The following is a 19124-nucleotide window of genomic DNA, read 5'->3' as shown; positions in this document are numbered from 1 at the left end:
TGAGCATGCCCGACCCGACGGCCAGTGATACCCGGCACATGGCCCGCGCGTTGGAGTTGGCGCGCAAAGGCGTGTATTCCACTCATCCCAACCCGCGCGTGGGTTGCGTGATCGTGCGTGACGGTGAAACGGTCGGCGAAGGTTGGCACGTCCAGGCCGGCGGCCCCCATGCCGAGGTGCACGCTCTGCGCCAGGCCGGCACCCGCGCGCGGGGCGCCACGGCCTATGTAACACTCGAGCCGTGCAGCCACTACGGGCGTACGCCGCCATGCGCCGAGGCGTTGGTCGAAGCCGGCGTGGCGCGGGTGGTGGTGGCCATGCAGGACCCCAATCCGCAGGTGGCCGGGCAGGGCCTGGAGCGCCTGCGACAAGCGGGCATCGCCGTTACGTGCCCGCTGCTTGCCGCCGAGGCCCGGGCGCTGAACCCCGGATTTCTCAAACGCATGGAACACGGCCAGCCCTACGTTCGGGTAAAACTGGCCATGAGTTTGGACGGGCGCACGGCCATGGCCAGCGGCGAGAGCCAGTGGATCACCGGGCCTGCCGCGCGTTCGGCAGTGCAGCGCCTGCGGGCGCAATCCAGCGCCGTACTGACCGGCGCCGACAGCGTGATTGCCGACGGTGCGCGGATGACCGTGCGCGCCTCCGAGTTGGGGCTGGATGCCGAGGATACCGAGCTGGCAACGCGCCGCGTGCCATTGCGCATTCTGATCGACGGCCGCCTGCGGGTGCCGCTGGATGCGCCGTTCTTCCAGGCCGGGCCGGCGCTGGTCGTGACCTGCGCAGACGCAACGGATCACCCCGAATACGTTCAGGCCGGTCACGAACTGCTGAGCCTGCCGGGCAGGGATGGGCGAGTCGATCTGCCGGCTCTGTGCGGCGAGTTGGCGCGCCGAGGCCTCAACGAAGTCCTGGTGGAAGCTGGAGCGAGCCTGGCAGGGGCCTTCGCCCGCCAAGGCCTGGTGGACGAGTATCAGATATTCATTGCCGCCAAGTTCATGGGCTCCACGGCGCGGCCGTTGCTCGACTGGCCACTGACGCACATGAGCGAATCGCCGCAGTTGCAGATCATCGACATGACGGCGGTGGGCGACGACTGGCGCGTGATCGCCGTCCCGACCCTTGCGCCACAGCCCGCTACGGCCCCGGCAAAGCGCGTATAATTTCCGGCTTGCGCCTCGCGCCAGCCTTGTTCTCGAGGAGGACTCATGTTCACCGGCATCATCGAATCCATCGGCAGCATCCGTGCGTTGACCCCCAAGGGCGGTGACGTGCGCGTACACGTTGACACCGGCAAGCTCGACCTGGGCGATGTCAAACTCGGCGACAGCATTGCCATCAATGGCGTCTGCCTCACGGCCGTCGAACTGCCGGGCAACGGCTTCGTCGCCGACGTCAGCCGCGAAACCCTGGACTGCACCGCTTTCCACCAGCTCAAGAACGGCAGCCGGGTCAACCTGGAAAAGGCCCTGACCCCCACCACGCGTCTGGGTGGGCACCTGGTCAGCGGCCATGTCGATGGCGTCGGCGAGGTGGTTTCACGCCAGGAAAACGCCCGCGCCGTGGAATTCCGTATCCGCGCGCCGAAAGAGTTGGCCAAGTACATCGCCCACAAGGGTTCGATCACCGTCGACGGCACCAGCCTGACGGTGAACGCCGTGGATGGCGCCGAGTTCGCACTGACGATCATTCCGCACACGCTGAGCGAAACCATCATGGACGACTACCGTCCAGGTCGCCTGGTCAACCTCGAGGTCGATCTGCTGGCGCGCTACCTGGAGCGTCTGCTGCTGGGCGACAAGGCCAGCGAGCCGAGCCAGGGCGCGATCAGCGAAAGCTTCCTGGCGGCCAATGGCTACCTGAAATCCTGAACAGCGCGCTGTTCTGAACACAAGGGGGTGCCGCGTGGCGCTCAACACGATCGAAGAGCTGGTGGAAGATATCCGCCAGGGCAAGATGGTCATCCTGATGGATGACGAAGACCGCGAAAACGAAGGCGACCTGATCATGGCCGCCGAATGCTGCAAGGCCGAGCACATCAACTTCATGGCCCGCCACGCGCGTGGCCTGATCTGCATGCCGATGACCCGCGAGCGCTGCGAGACGCTCAAGCTGCCGCTGATGGCGCCGCGCAACGGGTCGGGCTTCGGTACCAAGTTCACCGTGTCCATCGAAGCGGCCACCGGCGTGACCACCGGCATCTCCGCCGCCGACCGCGCCCGCACGGTGCAGGCCGCGGCTGCGGCCGATGCGCGCGCCGAGGACATCGTCAGCCCTGGGCACATCTTCCCGTTGATGGCCCAGGCGGGCGGCACGCTGGCCCGCGCGGGCCACACCGAGGCTGCGTGCGACCTGGCGCGGATGGCCGGCTTCGAGCCCAGCGGGGTGATCTGCGAGGTGATGAACGACGACGGCACCATGTCGCGCCGTGCCGAACTGGAAGTGTTCGCGGCCCAGCATGACATCAAGATCGGCACCATTGCCGATCTGATCCACTATCGGATGATCCATGAACGTACCGTTCAGCGGATTGCCGAGCAGCCGCTGGACAGCGAACTGGGCCAGTTCAACCTGGTGACCTATCGTGATTCGGTGGAAGGCGACGTGCACATGGCGCTGACCCTGGGCACAGTGGTGGCGGACCAGCCGACCCTGGTGCGGGTGCATAACATGGACCCGCTGCGCGACCTGTTGATGGTCAAGCAACCGGGCCGCTGGAGCCTGCGCGCGGCGATGAGCGCGGTTGCCGAGGCCGGCAGCGGTGTGGTGCTGTTGCTCGGCCACCAGCAGGACGGCGACGTACTGCTGGCGCACCTGCGTGAAAGTGCCGGGCAGGCCGTGGCAAAAACCCCGACCACCTACAGTATCGTCGGCGCCGGTTCGCAGATCCTGCGCGACCTGGGCGTGCGCAAGATGCGCCTGCTCAGCTCGCCAATGAAGTTCAATGCGATATCCGGATTCGATCTGGAAGTTGTAGAATACGTGCCCTCCGAATAAAGACAGGCTGCAAGGGTGGCGGCGGTGCCGATGCATCGGCCTGCCCGTGACCTGCAGTCTCGATGTTCGTGATCCATTATCCGCAGAGGCCGCCTGCAGGCGGCCTGGCTCTTTAAGATGAGACAGACCCGAATGACCCTGAAGACCATCGAAGGTAACTTCATCGCCCCCAAAGGCCGCTACGCCCTGGTGGTTGGCCGCTTCAACAGCTTCGTCGTCGAAAGCCTGGTGAGCGGCGCCGTCGATGCCCTGGTTCGCCACGGCGTCAGCGAAAGCGACATCACCCTGATTCGCGCCCCGGGTGCGTTCGAGATCCCGCTGGTCGCGCAGAAGGTTGCGCAGCAAAGCGAATACGCCGCGATCATCGCGCTGGGCGCGGTGATTCGAGGCGGCACGCCGCACTTCGAATACGTTGCCGGCGAATGCACCAAGGGTCTGTCCCAGGTGTCGATGGAGTTCGGTGTGCCGGTCGCCTTCGGCGTCCTGACCGTGGACACCATCGAGCAGGCCATCGAGCGCTCCGGCACCAAGGCTGGCAACAAGGGTGCGGAAGCTGCGCTTTCTGCCCTGGAAATGGTCAGCCTGCTGGCGCAGTTGGAGGCCAAGTGATCAACGACGAAAGCGATCGCTTCAATCCACGCGATCCCAAGCCTGCGGACGCCGGCAAGCCTTCACGCAGCGCCAAGCGCCGCGAGGCGCGTCAATTGGCAACCCAGGCCCTGTACCAATGGCACATGGCCAAGCATTCGCTGAACGAGATCGAAGCGCAGTTCCGCGTCGACAACGATTTCGGTGACGTCGACGGCGCCTATTTCCGCGAAATCCTGCACGGTGTGCCGGCCAGCCGCGATGAAATCGACAGCGCCCTGGCGCCGTGCCTGGACATCACCATCGACGAGCTCGATCCGGTCGAGTTGGCCGTGCTGCGCTTGTCCACCTGGGAACTGCTCAAGCGGGTCGACGTGCCTTACCGTGTGGTGATCAACGAAGGCATCGAGCTGGCCAAGGTGTTCGGTTCCACCGACGGCCACAAGTTCGTCAACGGCGTGCTCGACAAGCTGGCGCCGAGCTTGCGTGGCCCGGAAGTGGCAGCGCACAAGCGCTGATCGCGGACATGCAGCCCATGGGCGAATTCGAGCTGATCCGACACTATTTCGCCGCCGCGTCCTGTGCGCGGGCCGGCGATGGTGTGGCCTTGGGCATCGGCGACGATTGTGCCCTGCTGGCGCTGGCACCGGGCGAGCAGATGGCGGTTTCCACCGACACCCTGGTTGCCGGCGTGCATTTTCCCCAGGGTGCCGACCCCCTCCTGCTGGGCCAGCGCGCCCTGGCCGTCGCGGCCAGCGACCTGGCTGCCATGGGGGCCAGCCCTCTGGGATTCACCCTGGCCCTGACCCTGCCCAGCTTTTCGGCGCAGTGGCTGCAAGGGTTCGCCACCGGCCTGGATACCATGGCCGAGCGCTGCGGCCTGCGCCTGGTCGGGGGTGACACCACGCGTGGCCCGTTGAGCCTGACCCTGACTGTGTTCGGCCGTCTGCCCCATGGCTTGGCGCTGACGCGTAGCGGTGCCCGACCGGGTGATCTGCTGTGCGTCGGCGGCAGGCTGGGCGACGCTGCGGGCGCGCTGCCGCTGGTGCTTGGCCAGCGACATGCCGAGCCTGCGGTGGCCGGGCCTTTGCTGGCTCACTACTGGTCACCGCTGCCGCAATTCGCGCTGGGCCAGGCCTTGCGGGGCAGGGCCAGCGCGGCGCTGGATATCTCCGACGGCCTGTTGGCCGACTGTGGCCACATTGCCAGGGCGTCGAAAGTCGCCTTGCGGGTGGAACGCGAGCGACTGCCGGTGTCCAATGCCCTGCAGTCGCTGCTTGGCCTGGAACAGGCCTGGTCAGCGGCGCTGAGCGGGGGGGACGACTATGTACTGGCCTTCACCCTGCCTCCTGAAGAAGAAACCACCCTGCGCGCTCAGGGCGCGGTGTTTTTCGTCATCGGCCAAGCGAGTGTTGGCGAAGGCGTCACGCTGGTCGACCGTCACGGCCAGGACATCACCCCGACCATTCGGGGCTACCAACATTTTGCGGAGACACCGTGACAGACCATCCCAACCAGGTTCCAGCGGAGTTCGTGCCCCCTTCGGTGTGGCGTAATCCATGGCATTTCCTGGCCTTCGGTTTTGGCTCCGGAACCTTGCCCAAGGCGCCGGGCACCTGGGGATCGATGGTCGCCGTGCCGTTCATTCCGCTGTGGCAGATGTTGCCCGACTGGGGCTACTGGCTGATGCTGGGCGTAAGCATGCTGTTCGGCATCTGGCTGTGCGGCAAGGTCGCCGACGACCTGCGCGTGCATGACCACGAAGGCATCGTCTGGGACGAGATGGTCGGCATGTGGATCACCCTGTGGCTGGTGCCCGAAGGTTGGGTCTGGCTGTTGGTGGGGTTTCTGGTGTTCCGCTTCTTCGACATTCTCAAGCCATGGCCGATTCGCTGGATAGATCGCCACGTGCATGGCGGTGTGGGTATCATGTTCGATGATGTGCTGGCCGGGGTCTTTGCCTGGTTGGCCATGCAGCTGCTGGTGTGGGGCTGGAGCTTCGTGTGAATCGGCGTGCAGGCCGGCTTTGAGGGCGCAACGGATGGCTGGGTGGCGAGGGTTGCTGGGAGCGGCGATGCTGTTGGTGTGCTGGGCAGCCAGTGCAGAGGTATCGCTGCCGCCTGCGCGCATCGATCTGGTCAGCGAAGCCTGGGAAGACTACACCAACGCTGACGGCAGTGGCCTGGCCTGGGACGTGCTGCGCGAGGTCTTCCAGCCGGCAGGCATCGCCGTGGTCACACGCAGCGAGCCCTACATTCGGTCGGTCGGGCTGGTACAGCAGGGGCAGGCCGATGCCTGGGTCGGTTCTTACCAGAACGAGGCACATGCCCTGTACCCGCGCTGGCATTACGACACCGATCATATCTTCGCCTTGAGCCTGGCCGACAAGCCTCAGGTCGATTTCGCCAGCCTGGGCGGCTATCGACTGGCCTGGGTACGCGGCTACCAATTCCAGAAATACCTGCCTAACGTGCGAACCTACAATGAGGTCCAGCGCCGCACCGGCATCCTGTCCATGCTCGAACACGATCGTGCCGACTATTACGTCGACGCCCTGACCGAAATCGAAGTGATCCTGCGCCAGGCCGCCGAGCCCGAGCGTTTCAAACGCGTGCACGTGGCCGAGTTGCCGCTGTACCTGGGCTTCAGCGACAGTGCGCGTGGCCGGGCATTGCTTGCCGTCTACGATCAGCGCATGGAACAGTTGGTCAAGACCGGCCAGCTGCGCGGGATCTACCAGCGCTGGGGCCAACCCTATCCGTTCGACCCCGCGTTGCCAGCCCCTTGATCGAGCCGCGGCACAGGCGCGACGATCATCCACTGAGCAGGTGCGCAGAGCTGCTGTTACAATACTGCCCTTGTCAAGTTCATCAAGAATCAGGAGCACCCGGTGCCCGTCGTTTTTGTCGCTGCTTCTCAGCTTCCCACGCCTTTCGCTTTGTTCACCATGCATGGTTTTCTCGATGAGGCCACGGGCCGCGAGCATGTCGTGCTCAGCCTGGGCGATGTGGCTGACGGCGCGCCCGTACTGGGGCGCCTGCATTCGGAATGTCTGACCGGGGACGCGCTGTTCAGCCAGCGCTGCGACTGCGGCTCGCAACTCGAGGCCGCATTGCAGGCCATTGCCCGGGAAGGGCGCGGCGTCTTGCTGTACCTGCGCCAGGAAGGCCGGGGTATTGGCTTGCTGAACAAGATCCGTGCCTATGAATTGCAGGACGGCGGTGCCGATACGGTCGAGGCCAACGAGCGCCTGGGCTTCGCTGCCGACCAGCGCGACTACGGCATGTGCGAACCGATGCTCGAGCACTTGGGGGTCAAGGCCTTGCGCTTGATGACCAACAATCCGCGCAAGGTCAAGGCGTTGACCGACATGGGCATCAGCGTGGCCGAGCGGGTACCGCTGCACACCGGGCACAACCCACACAACAAATACTACCTGGCCACCAAGGCCGGCAAGCTTGGCCATATGATGGGCAGCGAGCATCAGGGGGAAGTGGTCGGCACGATCCGCAAGGGTAGTGAAGGGGTGTAGCGCGCTGCAGGGCTGACGGTGTGAGCCCTGCAGCGAAGTGACGTCAGCGTTGCAGCAGGCGCTGGCGCAGGGTAATGGCCGCTTCGATACCCACCGCATCCAGGCCACATTCGGCCAGCATCTGCGCAGGCTTCGCGTGTTCAACATAGGCATCCGGCAAGCCGAGGTGCAACACGGGCTTGAGCACGCCTTCGCGGGCCAGGAATTCACTGACCGCTGAACCTGCGCCACCCATGATGGCATTCTCTTCGAGCGTAACCAGCAGATCGTGGCTGTCGGCCAGCTCACGGACCAGTTGCTCGTCGAGCGGCTTGACGAAGCGCATGTCGGCAACGGTGGCGTCGAGCTTTTGCGCGACTGTCAGCGCCTCGGTCAGCTGCACACCGAACACCAGAATGGCGATGCCACGACCCTTGCGACGCACCACGCCCTTGCCGATCTCGATGCTGTCCAGGCCGTCGCCGATCACTGCGCCCGGGCCATTGCCGCGTGGATAGCGTACGGCCGCCGGCCCTGAGTAGTGGTGACCGGTGCTGAGCATCAGGCGCAGCTCGTTTTCGTCGCTGGGCGTCATCACCAGCATGCCGGGGATGCAGCGCAGGTACGACAGGTCGTAGCTGCCGGCATGGGTCGGACCGTCCTCGCCGACCAGGCCGGCGCGGTCGATGGCGAACAGGACGTCGAGGTTCTGCACCGCCACATCGTGGATCAGTTGATCGTAGCCGCGCTGCAGGAACGTCGAATAGATCGCCACCACTGGCTTGGCGCCTTCGCAGGCCATGCCGGCCGCCAGGGTCACCGCATGCTGTTCGGCAATGGCGACGTCGAAGTAACGCTCGGGGAAACGTTCGCTGAAGGCGACCAGGTCGGAGCCTTCCTTCATGGCCGGGGTGATACCGACCAGGCGTTGGTCGGCTTCCGCCATGTCGCACAGCCACTGCCCGAACACCCCCGAATACTTCGGCCCGCTGGCCTTGGCTGGAGCCACGACCGGAGCGTCGAGCGGGTCGAGCTTGGTGATGGCGTGGTAGCCGATCGGATCGACCTCGGCCGGGGCGAAGCCCTTGCCCTTCTTGGTGACGACGTGCAGGAACTGCGGCCCCTTGAGGTCGCGCATGTTGCGCAGGGTGGCCACCAGGGTTGGCAGGTCATGGCCGTCGATCGGCCCGATGTAGTTCCAGCCCAGCTCTTCGAACAGGGTGCCGGGAACCAGCATGCCCTTGGCGTATTCCTCGGTGCGGCGGGCGATTTCCCAGGCACCGGGCAGGCGCGATAGCACCTTCTTGCTGCCCTCGCGCATGCTGGTGTAGGTACGGCTGGAGAGAATCTTGGCCAGGTAATTGGACAACCCACCGACGTTGCGCGAAATCGACATGTCGTTGTCGTTGAGGATCACCAGCATGTCGGCATTGACTTCAGGCGCATGGTTCAGCGCTTCGAAGGCCATGCCTGCGGTCAGCGCGCCATCGCCGATCACGGCAATGGCCTTGCGCCCGCTGTTCTGCAGGCGCGCGCCGATGGCCATGCCCAATGCGGCACTGATGGACGTGCTGGAGTGGCCGACGCCGAAGGTGTCGTATTCGCTTTCGCTGCGCCGCGGAAAGGCGGCGATGCCGTCCTTCTGGCGCAGGCTGGCCATGCGCTCGCGGCGGCCGGTGAGGATCTTGTGAGGGTAGGCCTGGTGGCCGACGTCCCACACCAGGCGATCGTCGGGCGTGTCGAAAACGTAGTGCAGGGCGATGGTCAGCTCTATGACGCCCAGGCCGGCACCGAAATGCCCGCCGGTCTGGCCGACCGTATAGAGCAGCTCCTGGCGCAGTTCGTCTGCCAGTGTTTCGAGCTCGGCTTCGCCCAGACGGCGCAGGCCGGCAGGAGTGTCAGCACGGTCGAGCAGAGGCGTCGCCGGGCGTTCGCGGGGGATCTCTTGAAACGTCGTGGGCATCAGGCGAATCGTTATGAGTTCTAGGAATGGATCAGTTTACCTGATGCGGCGTCGGGTGCGCACGCGCTCGTCAGTTGCGTCGCGCCACAATGTAGCGCGCCAGTTCGCGCAACGGCTCGGCAGCGGCGTCGAACGGACGCAATGCATGCAACGCCTGATCGCGCAGATCCAGCGCATAGGCCTTGGCCGCATCGAGCCCGAGCAGCGCCGGGTAGGTCGGTTTGTTCAAGGCGATATCGGCACCCTGGCGCTTGCCCAGGGTGGCGGTATCGCTTTCGACGTCGAGGATGTCGTCCTGCACCTGGAAAGCCAACCCAACCGCTTGCGCATAAGTCTGCAGGCACTCGAGCTGCGACGGCTGTGCCCGCGCGCTGGCCAGCGCGCCGAGGCGTACGCTCGCCTCGATCAGGGCGCCGGTCTTGTGCCGGTGCATGAATTCGAGCGCCTGCTGGTTCAACTGCAGGCCCACCGAGCCCAGGTCGATGGCCTGGCCACCGACCATTCCCGCCGGGCCAGCAGCCTGGGCCAGCACCTGGACCATGCTCAGTCGTATGGCATCGCTTTGCGGGCTCAGGGTTGGGTCGAGCAGCGCGGTGAAGGCCAGGCTTTGCAGGCCATCACCGGCCAGGATCGCGCAGGCTTCGTCGAACGCCTTGTGTGTGGTGGGCTGGCCACGGCGCAGGTCGTCGTCGTCCATGGCCGGAAGGTCGTCGTGCACCAGCGAGTAGGCGTGGATCAGCTCCACCGCACAGGCGGCGCCATTGGCTTGGTTGGCATCGGCGCCCAATGCCTCGCAGGCGGCGTAGGCGAGCAGCGGACGAACCCGCTTGCCGCCGTTCATGACGCTGTAGCGCATGGCCTGGTACAACCGGGTCAGCTCGGCTGAGGGCGGCACGAACAGGTCTTGCAGGGCGCCGTCCACGCGCTGTTGGCAGAGAGCCTGGTAGGCGGCGATCATTCAGGCTGTTCCGTATCGAAGGGCTCTTCGGTGAGCTCGCCGTCCTTTTCCAGCAGGACCTGCACTTTCTGCTCGGCCTGGGCCAGCGCGCTCTGGCAGTCACGGGTAAGGCGGATGCCGTTCTCGAAAGCGCTCAGCGAGTCTTCCAGCGACAGCTCGCCGTTCTCCAGGCGTTCGACCAGCGTCTGCAGGTCGGCCAGGGATTGTTCGAAATCCAGGGATGCTTTTTTGCGGGCCATGGCAGCGGTCTCGGCGAGAAGGATTGAAACCGGGCGACGTTAGCAGACGGGCGGCTGCGGGGCAAATGGAGCGCCGCGTCTACAGGCCCTGGACCCGCTCTTCGCCGACGTGCATCACGGCTCGATAGTGGACCCGCCCTTTTCGCAACTGCAGTATGGCGTGGTTGACATCTTCCAGCGGCCACGACTGTACCCACGGCAGTACCTGGCGCGCTGCCGCGAAGTCCAGCGTGTCCAGAATGTCCTGGCGCCCGCCGACATTGGCGGTGGTGATGCTCAGGGTCTTGTACATCATGGACGCGATATCGAACGTCACCGGCGGTGGCATGCCGGCAAAACACAGCACGCCGAAGGGGCGGAGCATGTCGACGATGGTTGACCAGTCGCACGCGACCGCGCTGGTCACCAGAATGTAGTCCAGGGCATTGCGGACCTGATTGCACTCCACCGGTTTGCTCAGGTCGATGAAACGGTTGGCGCCCAGGGTCAGGGCATCGCGCTGCTTGTGCGGGCTGCTCGAGAGGGCGGTGACCCGGCAGCCGCGCTTGGCTGCGAACTGGATGGCAAGATGGCCCAGGCCACCGATGCCGACGATGCCGACGGCCATGCCGGGCCAGGTGGCGCGCTTGAGCGCCGTGTGCACTGTCACGCCGGCGCACAGCAGGGGCGCGGCGTGTTCGCTGCTCAGCTCGTCGGGGATGGGGAACACGAAACGGCTGTCGCAGTACAGGTAGTCGGCCAGCCCGCCGTGCTCTCCGTGGGTGCAGGTAGCGATCAGGCAGGGGCAGTGCTGCTCCTCGCCACGCAGGCAGAATTCACAGGCCAGGCAGGCGCTGCGGTACCAGCCCACGCCGACGCGTTGTCCCAGGCGCACCCCGGCTACTTTGTCACCCACGGCGCTGACGCGGCCGACCACTTCGTGCCCGCACACCTGAGGGAAGACACTGGCCTCGCCCCAGTGCCCATCTATCAGGTGCAGATCGCTGCTGCACAAACCGCAATGAGTGACCTGGATCTCCACCTCCATCGGCTTCAGGGGTGGGCTGTGGTAGCTGAGCGTCTTCAGTTCACGCTGGCGTTGTGCTGCCGCCCAGGCGGTGACCATTCGCCCATTCATCGACAGGCCTGCCCGATGTAATGCAGCAGTTGTCGAGTCAGTCGGGCGGCCCATTGCGGGCTGAGGCGAATCGGAGAAGTGGCGGGAAACTCGAAATCATTGTGCGGCGCTGCGGCGGCCAGGTCGTCGAGAATCATCGGCAGGATCAGGCGGGTCTTGGCAATGATCGGGTGCTGACGCTGGTCGTTGTCCAGGCGCAGCCGCCAGCGCGCCAGGGGCAGCGGTGCGAAACTGCCCGGTGCGAGGTTGTCGGCCACCCAGCCGCAAAGGGTTCGCCAGGACAGCGCGCCGTGTGGGTGGCACAGGTTCGAGGCCCGACCCAGTTTGCTGGCGGGTGCCTGGATGGCCAGGCTTGCCATGATCTGTGCGGCAACGTCGACCGGCGTCAGATTGACGCCCCCTTCCAGGTCGGCCGGCCAGCACCCCAGCAACAGGCAGGCGCCCAGCAGCAGGCACACGTAGTCGTTGTCATTGATCGTACTGTGCTCGACTTCGAGCGGCGCGGCCAGGTCGCCACAGCGGGCGATGATGACCGGCAGGCCATGTTCGCGTGCAGCGTTCAGTGCCAAGGCTTCGGCCACATGCTTGCTTTCCTCGTACCCGGTCCGCGCGCTGCCGCCTGCGGCCAGGGTCGAGACCATGAGCAGCGGCATCGAACCGTTGAGGGCCAGTTGGACGACTTGGGCGGTGCCTTCGACATTGCACCGCACCAGGTTGGCGTAAGGCTTGACCCAATTGACCTCGGCCCCGGCATGCACCACGCAATCCGCGGTCTGCGTGAGGCACTGGTAGGCGACGGGCGACAGGCCCAAATGCTCGGCCGCCAGGTCGGCGCATTCCATCTGCAGCTTGCCGAGCCAGTCCAGGGGCACGCCGGGCGGTACCAGGCCATGACGCTGCAGGTTGCCCAGGCAGCGCCGACGCGCGTCACTCAGGTTCTGGGCGCGCACCAGGCAAATGACCTGCTCGACCTCGGGCTGGCGGGCCAGGGCGGCGAGCAGGAAGGCGCCGAAAAAGCCCGTGGCGCCGGTCAGCAGGATGCGCTTGCCCGGTTTGGTCCGATAGGCGTGAAGAATGTCTTCCCCGCGCTGCGGTCCGGGGATGAATGCGTAGCGCGCCGCCTCCACGGCGACTTCGCGCAGGATCGCTGCGGCGGGCAGCCCGGCCCGAGTGCGGTCGACGGCCAGTGCCATGCCTTGCAGGCGGGTGTCTTCGAGCAGCGCGGCCAGGGAAAGCTGCACGTCGAAGCTGTGGTTGAGTTCGAGCAGCAATTCGCTCAGTTGCAGGCTACCGCCGCGGTCGAAGAAATCATCGTCCGGGTGCAATGCGGGGATATCGTTGCCCAACACGGCCTGCCACACCGTGGAAACCTGGGCCTGGGTGGCGGTCAGCGAAACCTCATCCTCGGGCAGTGGCACGGCCTGGCTCGAGTGCGCGTCGCTCAGCGGCTCACGCTTCTGATTGTGACCGGCACCCAGGCTGGCCACGGCATAGTAGGCGCTGGGCACGGCGAAGAACGGCAGGTGCAGGCTGGCCCAGGCGCGCAGGGCCGTGGCCGTGGGCAGATGCTCCGGGCTTGCGGGGACGATGTAGGCCAGCAACTGGCGTGCGGCGCCCTCATGCCTGCTGCCGATGTAGCTCTGCACCACCAGCGGGTGGCTGTTCAAGACCTGCTCGACGTGTTCCGGATGCACCTTGTAGCCACGTATCTTGAGGTGGGCACTGTCGCGCCCGAGCAACCGCAGGCGGCCGTTACCCAGCCAGACCACACGGTCCCCGGTGTCGAACAGCCCGCCGTTGGGTAGCGGCACGCCGCTCGGCTGGCCGAGGTAGCCGCGCAACAGCCCCGGCGTGCGCAGGTGCAGGTGGCCCGCGGCGCCGCGGGGCACGGTCTGGCCTTGCCGGTCGAGCACGCGTGCCTCCACGCCCTTGATCAACTGCAAGGTGCCGTCTTCGTGCTTGAGCGCAACGTCGCCGGCTTCGTTGGAACCGTACAGGTCGACCAGGCAACAGTCGGGCAGCAGCGCCTGCACCCGTGAGCGCAGGGCCGCCGACAGGTGCTCGCCGCTGCTCCAGAGTACCCGCAGCCCGGTACAGCAGGCCACGAAGCGAATCTCTTCGCGGACCAACCCCTGCAACAACGAGGGGGTGATCATGATCTGCTGCAAGTGGTTGTCGGCGATGAAGTGCATCAGGCGCAGCGGATCCAGCACCACCTCATCGGCAATGACCACCGTGGTGCATCGGCTGAGCAGCGGGTAATACAGGTAGCCGGTGAGCCAGGCATTCAGGCCTATGCGCTGCCCCGGTTGCAGGTAGCTCTGCCACAGGCTCAGGGAGTCGAGCATGGCCGGCGCTGGCATCAGCGCCACCTTGGCCGGGCCGCTGGTGCCCGAGGTCAACAGACCGTAGGCGATCGACGAACGCGTGCGCGCCCACTGCGGGCAATCGGCAGGCGCCTGGCGGGCAAACTGGCTTTCCAGCACATGGGGTTGTGCCGTTGGTAGTTGCCGTGCGCTGTCGGTGTCGCACAGCACCAGGCACTCGCCCAGACGCTCCAGCAACTGCTGGCAATGGTCGGCGCTGTACCAGGCAGGTACCTCGAGATACGGGCGGCCGGCCAGGGCGCAGGCTGTCATGGCAACGGCGGTGTGAATGTTCTTGCGCTTGAACAGCACCGCCCATGCATCGGGCGCCAGGCGGGCTTGCAGAACCTTGGCCAACTGCTGGGCGCGGTCGTGCAACTGCTGCAGGGTCAGGCTGTCGCGTCCATCGCTGACGGCAATGTGATCCGGGTCGGCAGCCACGACGGCGCTGAACGTGGCCAGCCAATCGGCAACGGCTGCCGTGCTTTGGTTGTAATGGTTGAACGTCGCCCAGTCATCGAGGCTGCGTTCGCGCAAGCGCTGCAGGTGCAAGGCACAGGCTTGGGGCGCGGGCAATGGCGAGGGGCCGGTCCGGCCTTGGGCATCGAGCAGATGGAAGCCGGTTTCGGTCAGCAGGCCGATCACGCACGCCTGCGCCGCCAGCCGGTCGAGCAACTGCTGCTGACCGGCAGCGTCTGCTTCGCTGCAGGCGAGCAGCACTGGCTGGCCGACCAGGTCATGCAGCTCTGGCAGTTTCCCTGCGTCCGTGGACATGAGTGCCAACGTGTCGAGGGCGTGGCAGTTCACTTCGGGGAACTGGGCAATGCTCCAGAGCAGATGGCTGAGATCTTCCTCGCCACGGTGCAACAGGACGATATCCAGCTGCGCCGACGGCGCGCGATGCAGGCTGCGCAGCAGGCCCGCTGGACTGCCCGGCCGATGTCGACCAGCCAGCAGGGCGAAGAAGCGCCAGGTGGGTTGCGCACCGACTGCGCATTCGTCGACCACCGCAGGGTAGGGCTGGTCGGGATGGTGCACTGCGGCGAAACCGGTCGAGCGCTGTGCCTCTTCGTGCCAGCCCTTGAAAAACTGCCAGGCGGGCACTTCTCGCGCTTGCCATTGCAGCATGGCCGCGTTGAAGGGTATGCCCATGAAGTCGCACAGGGTGCTCAAGCCGCCCGGGCCGTCTTGCATCAGATCGTGATCGCTTTCCAGGGCCAGCAGACTCTGGGCCGGGCACGCCCGCTGCACGCGCCAATACAGCGCCAGCAGCTCCTCGAACCCTGACTCGTCGGGATCGAACCAGGTATTTTCGCCCTGCGTGCCGACGCGATACAGCGAGCGCATGACCGCCAGTGGCTCGCGCACCAGGAAGACGTGCTTGAACTGCTGCAGCCAGCCATCGTCGATCTGGGCGAAGTCGCAGAACCAGGCGATTTCCTTGCTCAGCAACACCGACTTGCCCGCAGGCAGCGGGCCGTGGGCGAGTGCCTCCAGGGTCTGGCCGTAGGTCGGGACAGGCTCCCGGTTGCCGGTCTTGCGGCGAGTGTCGAGCACGCTGCGGTACTTGTGGGGCCAGTGCTGCATCAGGAAGGGTTCACTCAGCCGCTCGTGCAGCACGTGCACGGCGGGGTGTTCCATCACGCAGCGTTCGAGTGCGGTAGAGCGGCTTCTGGACACAGCCCAGATGATCACTCGCAGCGGTCGCATCAACATGTCCAGCTCCTTGGTCAACTGCGCATTACCCAGACCCCGGATGCGGCAATCAGGCCCATGCCCAGGGCCATGCCTGCATCGGGGACTTCCTTGAAAAGGACAAAACCCCAGAACATCGCGAACAGCAGATAACTGTAATCGAAGGCGCCCACCACCGCGCTCGGACCGATCTGATAGGCCCTCGCCACGCCGGCGCTCATCAGCACCATGAGGACCGCGAGCACGCCCATCAATAACCACTGCACAGGCCCCAGAACCACCCAGTGCAGAGCCAAAAAGTCGCTGGGCAGTGGCGGATGGGGCGAACTGAACAGTTGGTGGCCCAGCAGCATCGTCGCGCCGACCAGGCACAGGCACAGGTTCAGGTTGAGCGCCAGTGCCAGCGCCGAGTGATCGCCGCAGCGGGCGCGGGTCAGTACGGCGGCCACGGCATAGAGCAGGGCGGCCAGCACCGGCAGCAGGGTCATGCTGGAAAAGTCCGCAGCCGTCGGGCGCAGAATGATCAGCACACCGACGAAACCCAGGGCGATGGCCAGCCAGCGGCTGGGGCTCACCTTTTCGCGCAGCACCAGCGCCGACAGCAGCGCAATGAACAGCGGCGCGGTGTAGAGCGCCAGAGCGGCCAGGCTCAGGCTCATGTGCGGCAGCGCCGCGTAGAAGGCGATCCACATCAGGGTCAAGGCGGTGCTGCGCATGAGTATCCAGCGATCGCAGGCCAGGTTGCGCCACACGCTGGCACTTCGCGAAGCGCCCAGCCACAGCAGCAGCAGGACAATGGCGATCGAAGAACGCACCACGTACAGCTGCCATACCGTGAAGTCGGCGCTGCCCAGCTTGATCAGCGCATCGGAAGCAGACACCAGGAACACCGACGCGATGATCAGTGCCACGCTCGAGCGTGTGTCGTGGAGGTGCGGTCGCTGTTCCATGCGGTGAACCCCCGGCGGTCAGTCTTTGCATGATGCGTCAAAAGATGACATCGTTTGAAACGACCATTTCGCAGGACAGGGCAACTTCAGGTTATGGAAAACCTCCGGCGCAAACTGCCGCCTTTATCAAGTCTGATTCCCTTCGAAGCTGCTGCCCGGCTGCAGAGTTTTTCTCGCGCAGCAGAGGAACTGCACCTCACCCAAACGGCGATCAGCCGACAGATTCGCTCCCTCGAAGAGAACCTGGGCGTGCAGTTGTTCGATCGAAAAAGCCGCGGGGTTTTTCTCACCGAGGCGGGCGAAAGCTTTCGCCAGACGGTTGCAGCCGCCTTGTTCGATATCGCTCGGCAAACCGAAAAGCTGCGTCAGCAGCAGTCGTCGACCGGCACCGTGGTGCTGTCGTCGCAGTTGGTGGAAGCGTTCTACCTGTTCATGCCGGCGCTGGCCGGCTTTCATCAGAAACATCCGCACATCGAGCTCAAGCTGCATTCCACGCTGGCGGCCATAGGCGAGGAGCGCGAGCGTTTCGACGTGGCGGTGCAGACCATGGGCCGGGCCAGTGCCGATCACGTGCTGCTGTTCAGCGCGCCCGATGAAGTGTTCCCGGTCTGCAGCCCCGACTACTTCAAGAGCATCGCCCCGTGGCTGAGCCTGGACAATCTGCCCAAGTGCCGACTGTTGCATTACGAACCCCGTGCGCAGGACTTCGTGATCTGGGATCAATGGCTGGAAAGCGTCGGTGCATCGTTTCGCGTTGGCAGCCAAGGCATGGGCTTCAACAGTTTCCCGGTCATGATGCAGGCAGCCCTGGAAGGTCACGGTGTGGCCCTGGGCTGGGGAATGACCACGCGCCAGATGCTGGCCGACGGCAGGCTGGTGCGCCTGTTCGACAAGCAGTGGTCCATGGGCGACGCGTTGGGGGTCTACAAGTGGCATGCCAACCCGCTGTCGCCGGCAGCCCGACTGCTGGTGCAATGGCTGCAGGAGCTGTTGCTCGATCCTCGGCCCGTACTGGCCTGATCTTCAGTCTATGGCGGCGCGTTGCTGCAGGCAGTCGAGCAGGGCCTGCACCGAGCATGCGCAACTCATGCTGGCGGTGGCTAGCCTGAGGTGGGGCGCCGACGGCGCTTCGTAGGTGGCATCGATCCCGGTGAAACCGTTCAGCGCGCCGGCGCGCGCCTGCCGATACAGCCCCTTGGGATCGCGTGCCTCTGCGAGCGCCAGCGGTGTATCGACGAACACCTCGACGAAGGCTTCGTCGCCGACGATCTGCCGCGCCAGGGCCCGGTGCGCAATACGCGGTGAAATCAGCGCAACCAGCACCAGGCTGCCGTCGGCACACAGCAGGCGTGCGACCTCGGCGGTGCGGCGCACGTGTTCCAGCCGGTCGTCGTCGCTCAGGCCCAGGTCCCGGCAGAGCCCGCGGCGCAGTTCGTCGCCATCGAGCACCAGGCAGTGATAGCCGAGGGCGGCAAGTGCCACCTGGGTAGCCTTGGCGATGGTGGTCTTGCCGGCAGCCGGCAGGCCCGTCAGCCACAAGACCGTGGGCCGGCTGCCCAGGCGCCGCCAGGTTGGCGGTCGGGAGATGTCGGAAGAAGGGCTATCCATCGCGTGCTCCATGGCCGGCGAGTGCTTCCAGCACCCGCTTCTGAATATCATGCACGGCATGTTCGCTGAAACCGCTGCGAGCCGTGTCCACCACCAACCGGCCACCGCTGTAGCCGTAGCTATGCAGACCTTTCTGGACACTTTCGCACAAGGGCAGGTCCTCTTCACGCACCACCGCCACGAAATCGATCACTGCCTGTTCCAGAGGGTCGGGGTGTGGGCTCTGGGTGAACCACTGCACACGCTGCTCACAGCGCTGCGCGCCCGTTGGCACGTGGTGCAACAGGTTCATGTAGCCGCCCGGATAGACCTCGATGCACAGGTTCGGCCAGACGTACCAGGCACCGAATTCGCCGCTGCGAGGTGCGTCAGGGTTGGTTGCGTAGCCTTGCCGTGCACCCTGATCGTTGCTCAGGTGGGCATGGAAGCCCGGGTGGATGTCGATCCGGTAGCTGCTCAGATCCAGGGTCTGGTGCGACAGACTGGGGTGGCAGCCGGGACAGTGATAGCACTCCGAATAGTTTTCCACCGAGACCTTCCAGTTCGCCCGCAGCGCATAGGTATGGCTGTAGCTGTGGTGCAGCGACTCGGGCGCGCGCGCGAAACTGCGCAGTTGCGCTTCGAGCCCGGCGAGCTGGCTGGCCAGGGGTGGGGCGTGCGCGTCCAGATTGACGAAAACCAGGCCACACATCACTTCCAGGCGCACGCCGGCGAGGCGCGCGCGGGCGGGTTCGAAGCCTGCCACGTCACAACTGTGCCTCGCGCTCTGCAATCTGCCGGCGTGATCGTAGCGCCATGCATGGTAGGGGCAGGTGATCGCGCCACGCAGCTGTCCGCAGCCTTCGAGCAGGCGATGCGCACGGTGCTGGCAAACGTTGTGGAACGCCCTGAGCTGGCCGTCCTGGCCGTGCAGCACCAGCACGCTTTGCTCGCCGATCTCGCACACCAGATAGGCACCTTCCACGGCCAGCCTGGAGACATGACAGGCGTACTGCCAGGTGCGGTAGAAAATCTGCTGCAGTTCCTGCCCGTAGTGATTCGGGTCGAAGTAGAAAGCCCCTGGCAGGTTGTGCGAGCGTCCTGCGTCGGGGTGGAAGTCACCGCTGTCCAGGGGCATGGTTGCGGTCCTTGG

The 19124-nt window shown here is 65.4% G+C and carries 18 protein-coding genes; 10 read left to right on the top strand and 8 right to left on the bottom strand.

Features of this window, described 5'->3' with window-relative positions; genetic code table 11:
* Nucleotides 1-5: 5 nt before the first annotated feature.
* From ribD to ribA, 9 genes are all read left to right on the top strand, one after another.
* Nucleotides 6-1163: a bifunctional diaminohydroxyphosphoribosylaminopyrimidine deaminase/5-amino-6-(5-phosphoribosylamino)uracil reductase RibD gene (gene ribD, locus IFU31_RS08590; RefSeq protein WP_192058411.1), complete on the top strand. Its 1158-nt coding sequence runs from the start codon at nucleotides 6-8 to the stop codon at nucleotides 1161-1163.
* Nucleotides 1164-1208: 45 nt separating this feature from the next.
* On the top strand, nucleotides 1209-1871 hold the full coding sequence (locus tag IFU31_RS08585; RefSeq protein ID WP_122475606.1) for a riboflavin synthase: 663 nt from the start codon (nucleotides 1209-1211) through the stop codon (nucleotides 1869-1871).
* A 34-nt stretch (nucleotides 1872-1905) separates the two neighbouring features.
* On the top strand, nucleotides 1906-2997 hold the full coding sequence (gene ribBA / locus IFU31_RS08580) for a bifunctional 3,4-dihydroxy-2-butanone-4-phosphate synthase/GTP cyclohydrolase II (RefSeq protein WP_185795431.1): 1092 nt from the start codon (nucleotides 1906-1908) through the stop codon (nucleotides 2995-2997).
* Nucleotides 2998-3129: 132 nt separating this feature from the next.
* Nucleotides 3130-3606, top strand: coding sequence for a 6,7-dimethyl-8-ribityllumazine synthase (gene ribH / locus IFU31_RS08575; RefSeq protein ID WP_122475602.1), 477 nt, complete (start codon nucleotides 3130-3132; stop codon nucleotides 3604-3606).
* On the top strand, nucleotides 3603-4103 hold the full coding sequence (gene nusB / locus IFU31_RS08570) for a transcription antitermination factor NusB (protein ID WP_122475600.1): 501 nt from the start codon (nucleotides 3603-3605) through the stop codon (nucleotides 4101-4103). The genes ribH and nusB overlap by 4 nt, the downstream gene beginning before the upstream one ends.
* A gap of 17 nt (nucleotides 4104-4120) precedes the next feature.
* Nucleotides 4121-5086, top strand: a complete 966-nt coding sequence (gene thiL, locus IFU31_RS08565; RefSeq protein WP_122475731.1) for a thiamine-phosphate kinase — start codon at nucleotides 4121-4123, stop codon at nucleotides 5084-5086.
* The gene (locus tag IFU31_RS08560; protein ID WP_049860803.1) at nucleotides 5083-5592 is read left to right on the top strand and encodes a phosphatidylglycerophosphatase A family protein; all 510 of its coding nucleotides are present in this window, start codon (nucleotides 5083-5085) and stop codon (nucleotides 5590-5592) included. The genes thiL and IFU31_RS08560 overlap by 4 nt, the downstream gene beginning before the upstream one ends.
* 34 nt (nucleotides 5593-5626) lie before the next feature.
* Nucleotides 5627-6373 (top strand): substrate-binding periplasmic protein, encoded by a 747-nt coding sequence (locus IFU31_RS08555; protein ID WP_122475598.1) that lies wholly within the window; start codon nucleotides 5627-5629, stop codon nucleotides 6371-6373.
* Between the two features lie 102 nt (nucleotides 6374-6475).
* A complete protein-coding gene (gene ribA / locus IFU31_RS08550; RefSeq protein ID WP_122475596.1) occupies nucleotides 6476-7117 on the top strand; it encodes a GTP cyclohydrolase II in 642 nt (213 codons plus the stop codon).
* 43 nt (nucleotides 7118-7160) lie between these two features.
* Here the strand turns inward: ribA and dxs are convergent, their stop codons facing one another.
* The 6 genes from dxs to IFU31_RS08520 form a co-directional block, all read right to left on the bottom strand.
* On the bottom strand, nucleotides 7161-9059 hold the full coding sequence (gene dxs / locus IFU31_RS08545) for a 1-deoxy-D-xylulose-5-phosphate synthase (RefSeq protein ID WP_192054871.1): 1899 nt from the start codon (nucleotides 9057-9059) through the stop codon (nucleotides 7161-7163).
* 70 nt (nucleotides 9060-9129) lie between these two features.
* Nucleotides 9130-10017, bottom strand: a complete 888-nt coding sequence (gene ispA, locus IFU31_RS08540) for a (2E,6E)-farnesyl diphosphate synthase (protein WP_192102715.1) — start codon at nucleotides 10015-10017, stop codon at nucleotides 9130-9132.
* Nucleotides 10014-10256, bottom strand: coding sequence for an exodeoxyribonuclease VII small subunit (locus IFU31_RS08535; RefSeq protein ID WP_090360636.1), 243 nt, complete (start codon nucleotides 10254-10256; stop codon nucleotides 10014-10016). Before IFU31_RS08535 ends, ispA begins: the two co-directional genes overlap by 4 nt.
* Nucleotides 10257-10335: 79 nt before the next feature.
* Entirely contained in the window at nucleotides 10336-11361 is a 1026-nt protein-coding gene (locus IFU31_RS08530; RefSeq protein WP_192102714.1) for an NAD(P)-dependent alcohol dehydrogenase, read from the bottom strand.
* An 8-nt stretch (nucleotides 11362-11369) separates the two neighbouring features.
* Nucleotides 11370-15455, bottom strand: coding sequence for an SDR family oxidoreductase (locus tag IFU31_RS08525; RefSeq protein WP_192102713.1), 4086 nt, complete (start codon nucleotides 15453-15455; stop codon nucleotides 11370-11372).
* Between the two features lie 14 nt (nucleotides 15456-15469).
* Nucleotides 15470-16384 (bottom strand): DMT family transporter, encoded by a 915-nt coding sequence (locus tag IFU31_RS08520; RefSeq protein ID WP_192058421.1) that lies wholly within the window; start codon nucleotides 16382-16384, stop codon nucleotides 15470-15472.
* 93 nt (nucleotides 16385-16477) lie between these two features.
* On the opposite strand from IFU31_RS08520, the gene IFU31_RS08515 reads away from it, so the two are divergent.
* Nucleotides 16478-17404 carry a LysR substrate-binding domain-containing protein gene (locus IFU31_RS08515; protein ID WP_163007393.1) on the top strand — a complete coding sequence of 309 codons (927 nt, stop codon included), beginning with the start codon at nucleotides 16478-16480 and terminating at the stop codon, nucleotides 17402-17404.
* A gap of 3 nt (nucleotides 17405-17407) precedes the next feature.
* Here IFU31_RS08515 and cysC read toward each other — a convergent pair whose 3' ends face one another.
* Nucleotides 17408-17992 (bottom strand): adenylyl-sulfate kinase, encoded by a 585-nt coding sequence (cysC, locus tag IFU31_RS08510; RefSeq protein WP_244647941.1) that lies wholly within the window; start codon nucleotides 17990-17992, stop codon nucleotides 17408-17410.
* A complete protein-coding gene (locus tag IFU31_RS08505; RefSeq protein WP_192102712.1) occupies nucleotides 17985-19109 on the bottom strand; it encodes an aromatic ring-hydroxylating oxygenase subunit alpha in 1125 nt (374 codons plus the stop codon). Before IFU31_RS08505 ends, cysC begins: the two co-directional genes overlap by 8 nt.
* Nucleotides 19110-19124: the final 15 nt, after the last annotated feature.

Origin of the sequence: Pseudomonas sp. CFBP 13602 (assembly GCF_014842725.1) — a bacterium.
Lineage (GTDB): Bacteria > Pseudomonadota > Gammaproteobacteria > Pseudomonadales > Pseudomonadaceae > Aquipseudomonas > Aquipseudomonas baltica.
The sequence above is the reverse complement of the archived record's forward strand: the minus strand, read 5'-3'. Positions and strand labels throughout refer to the sequence as shown.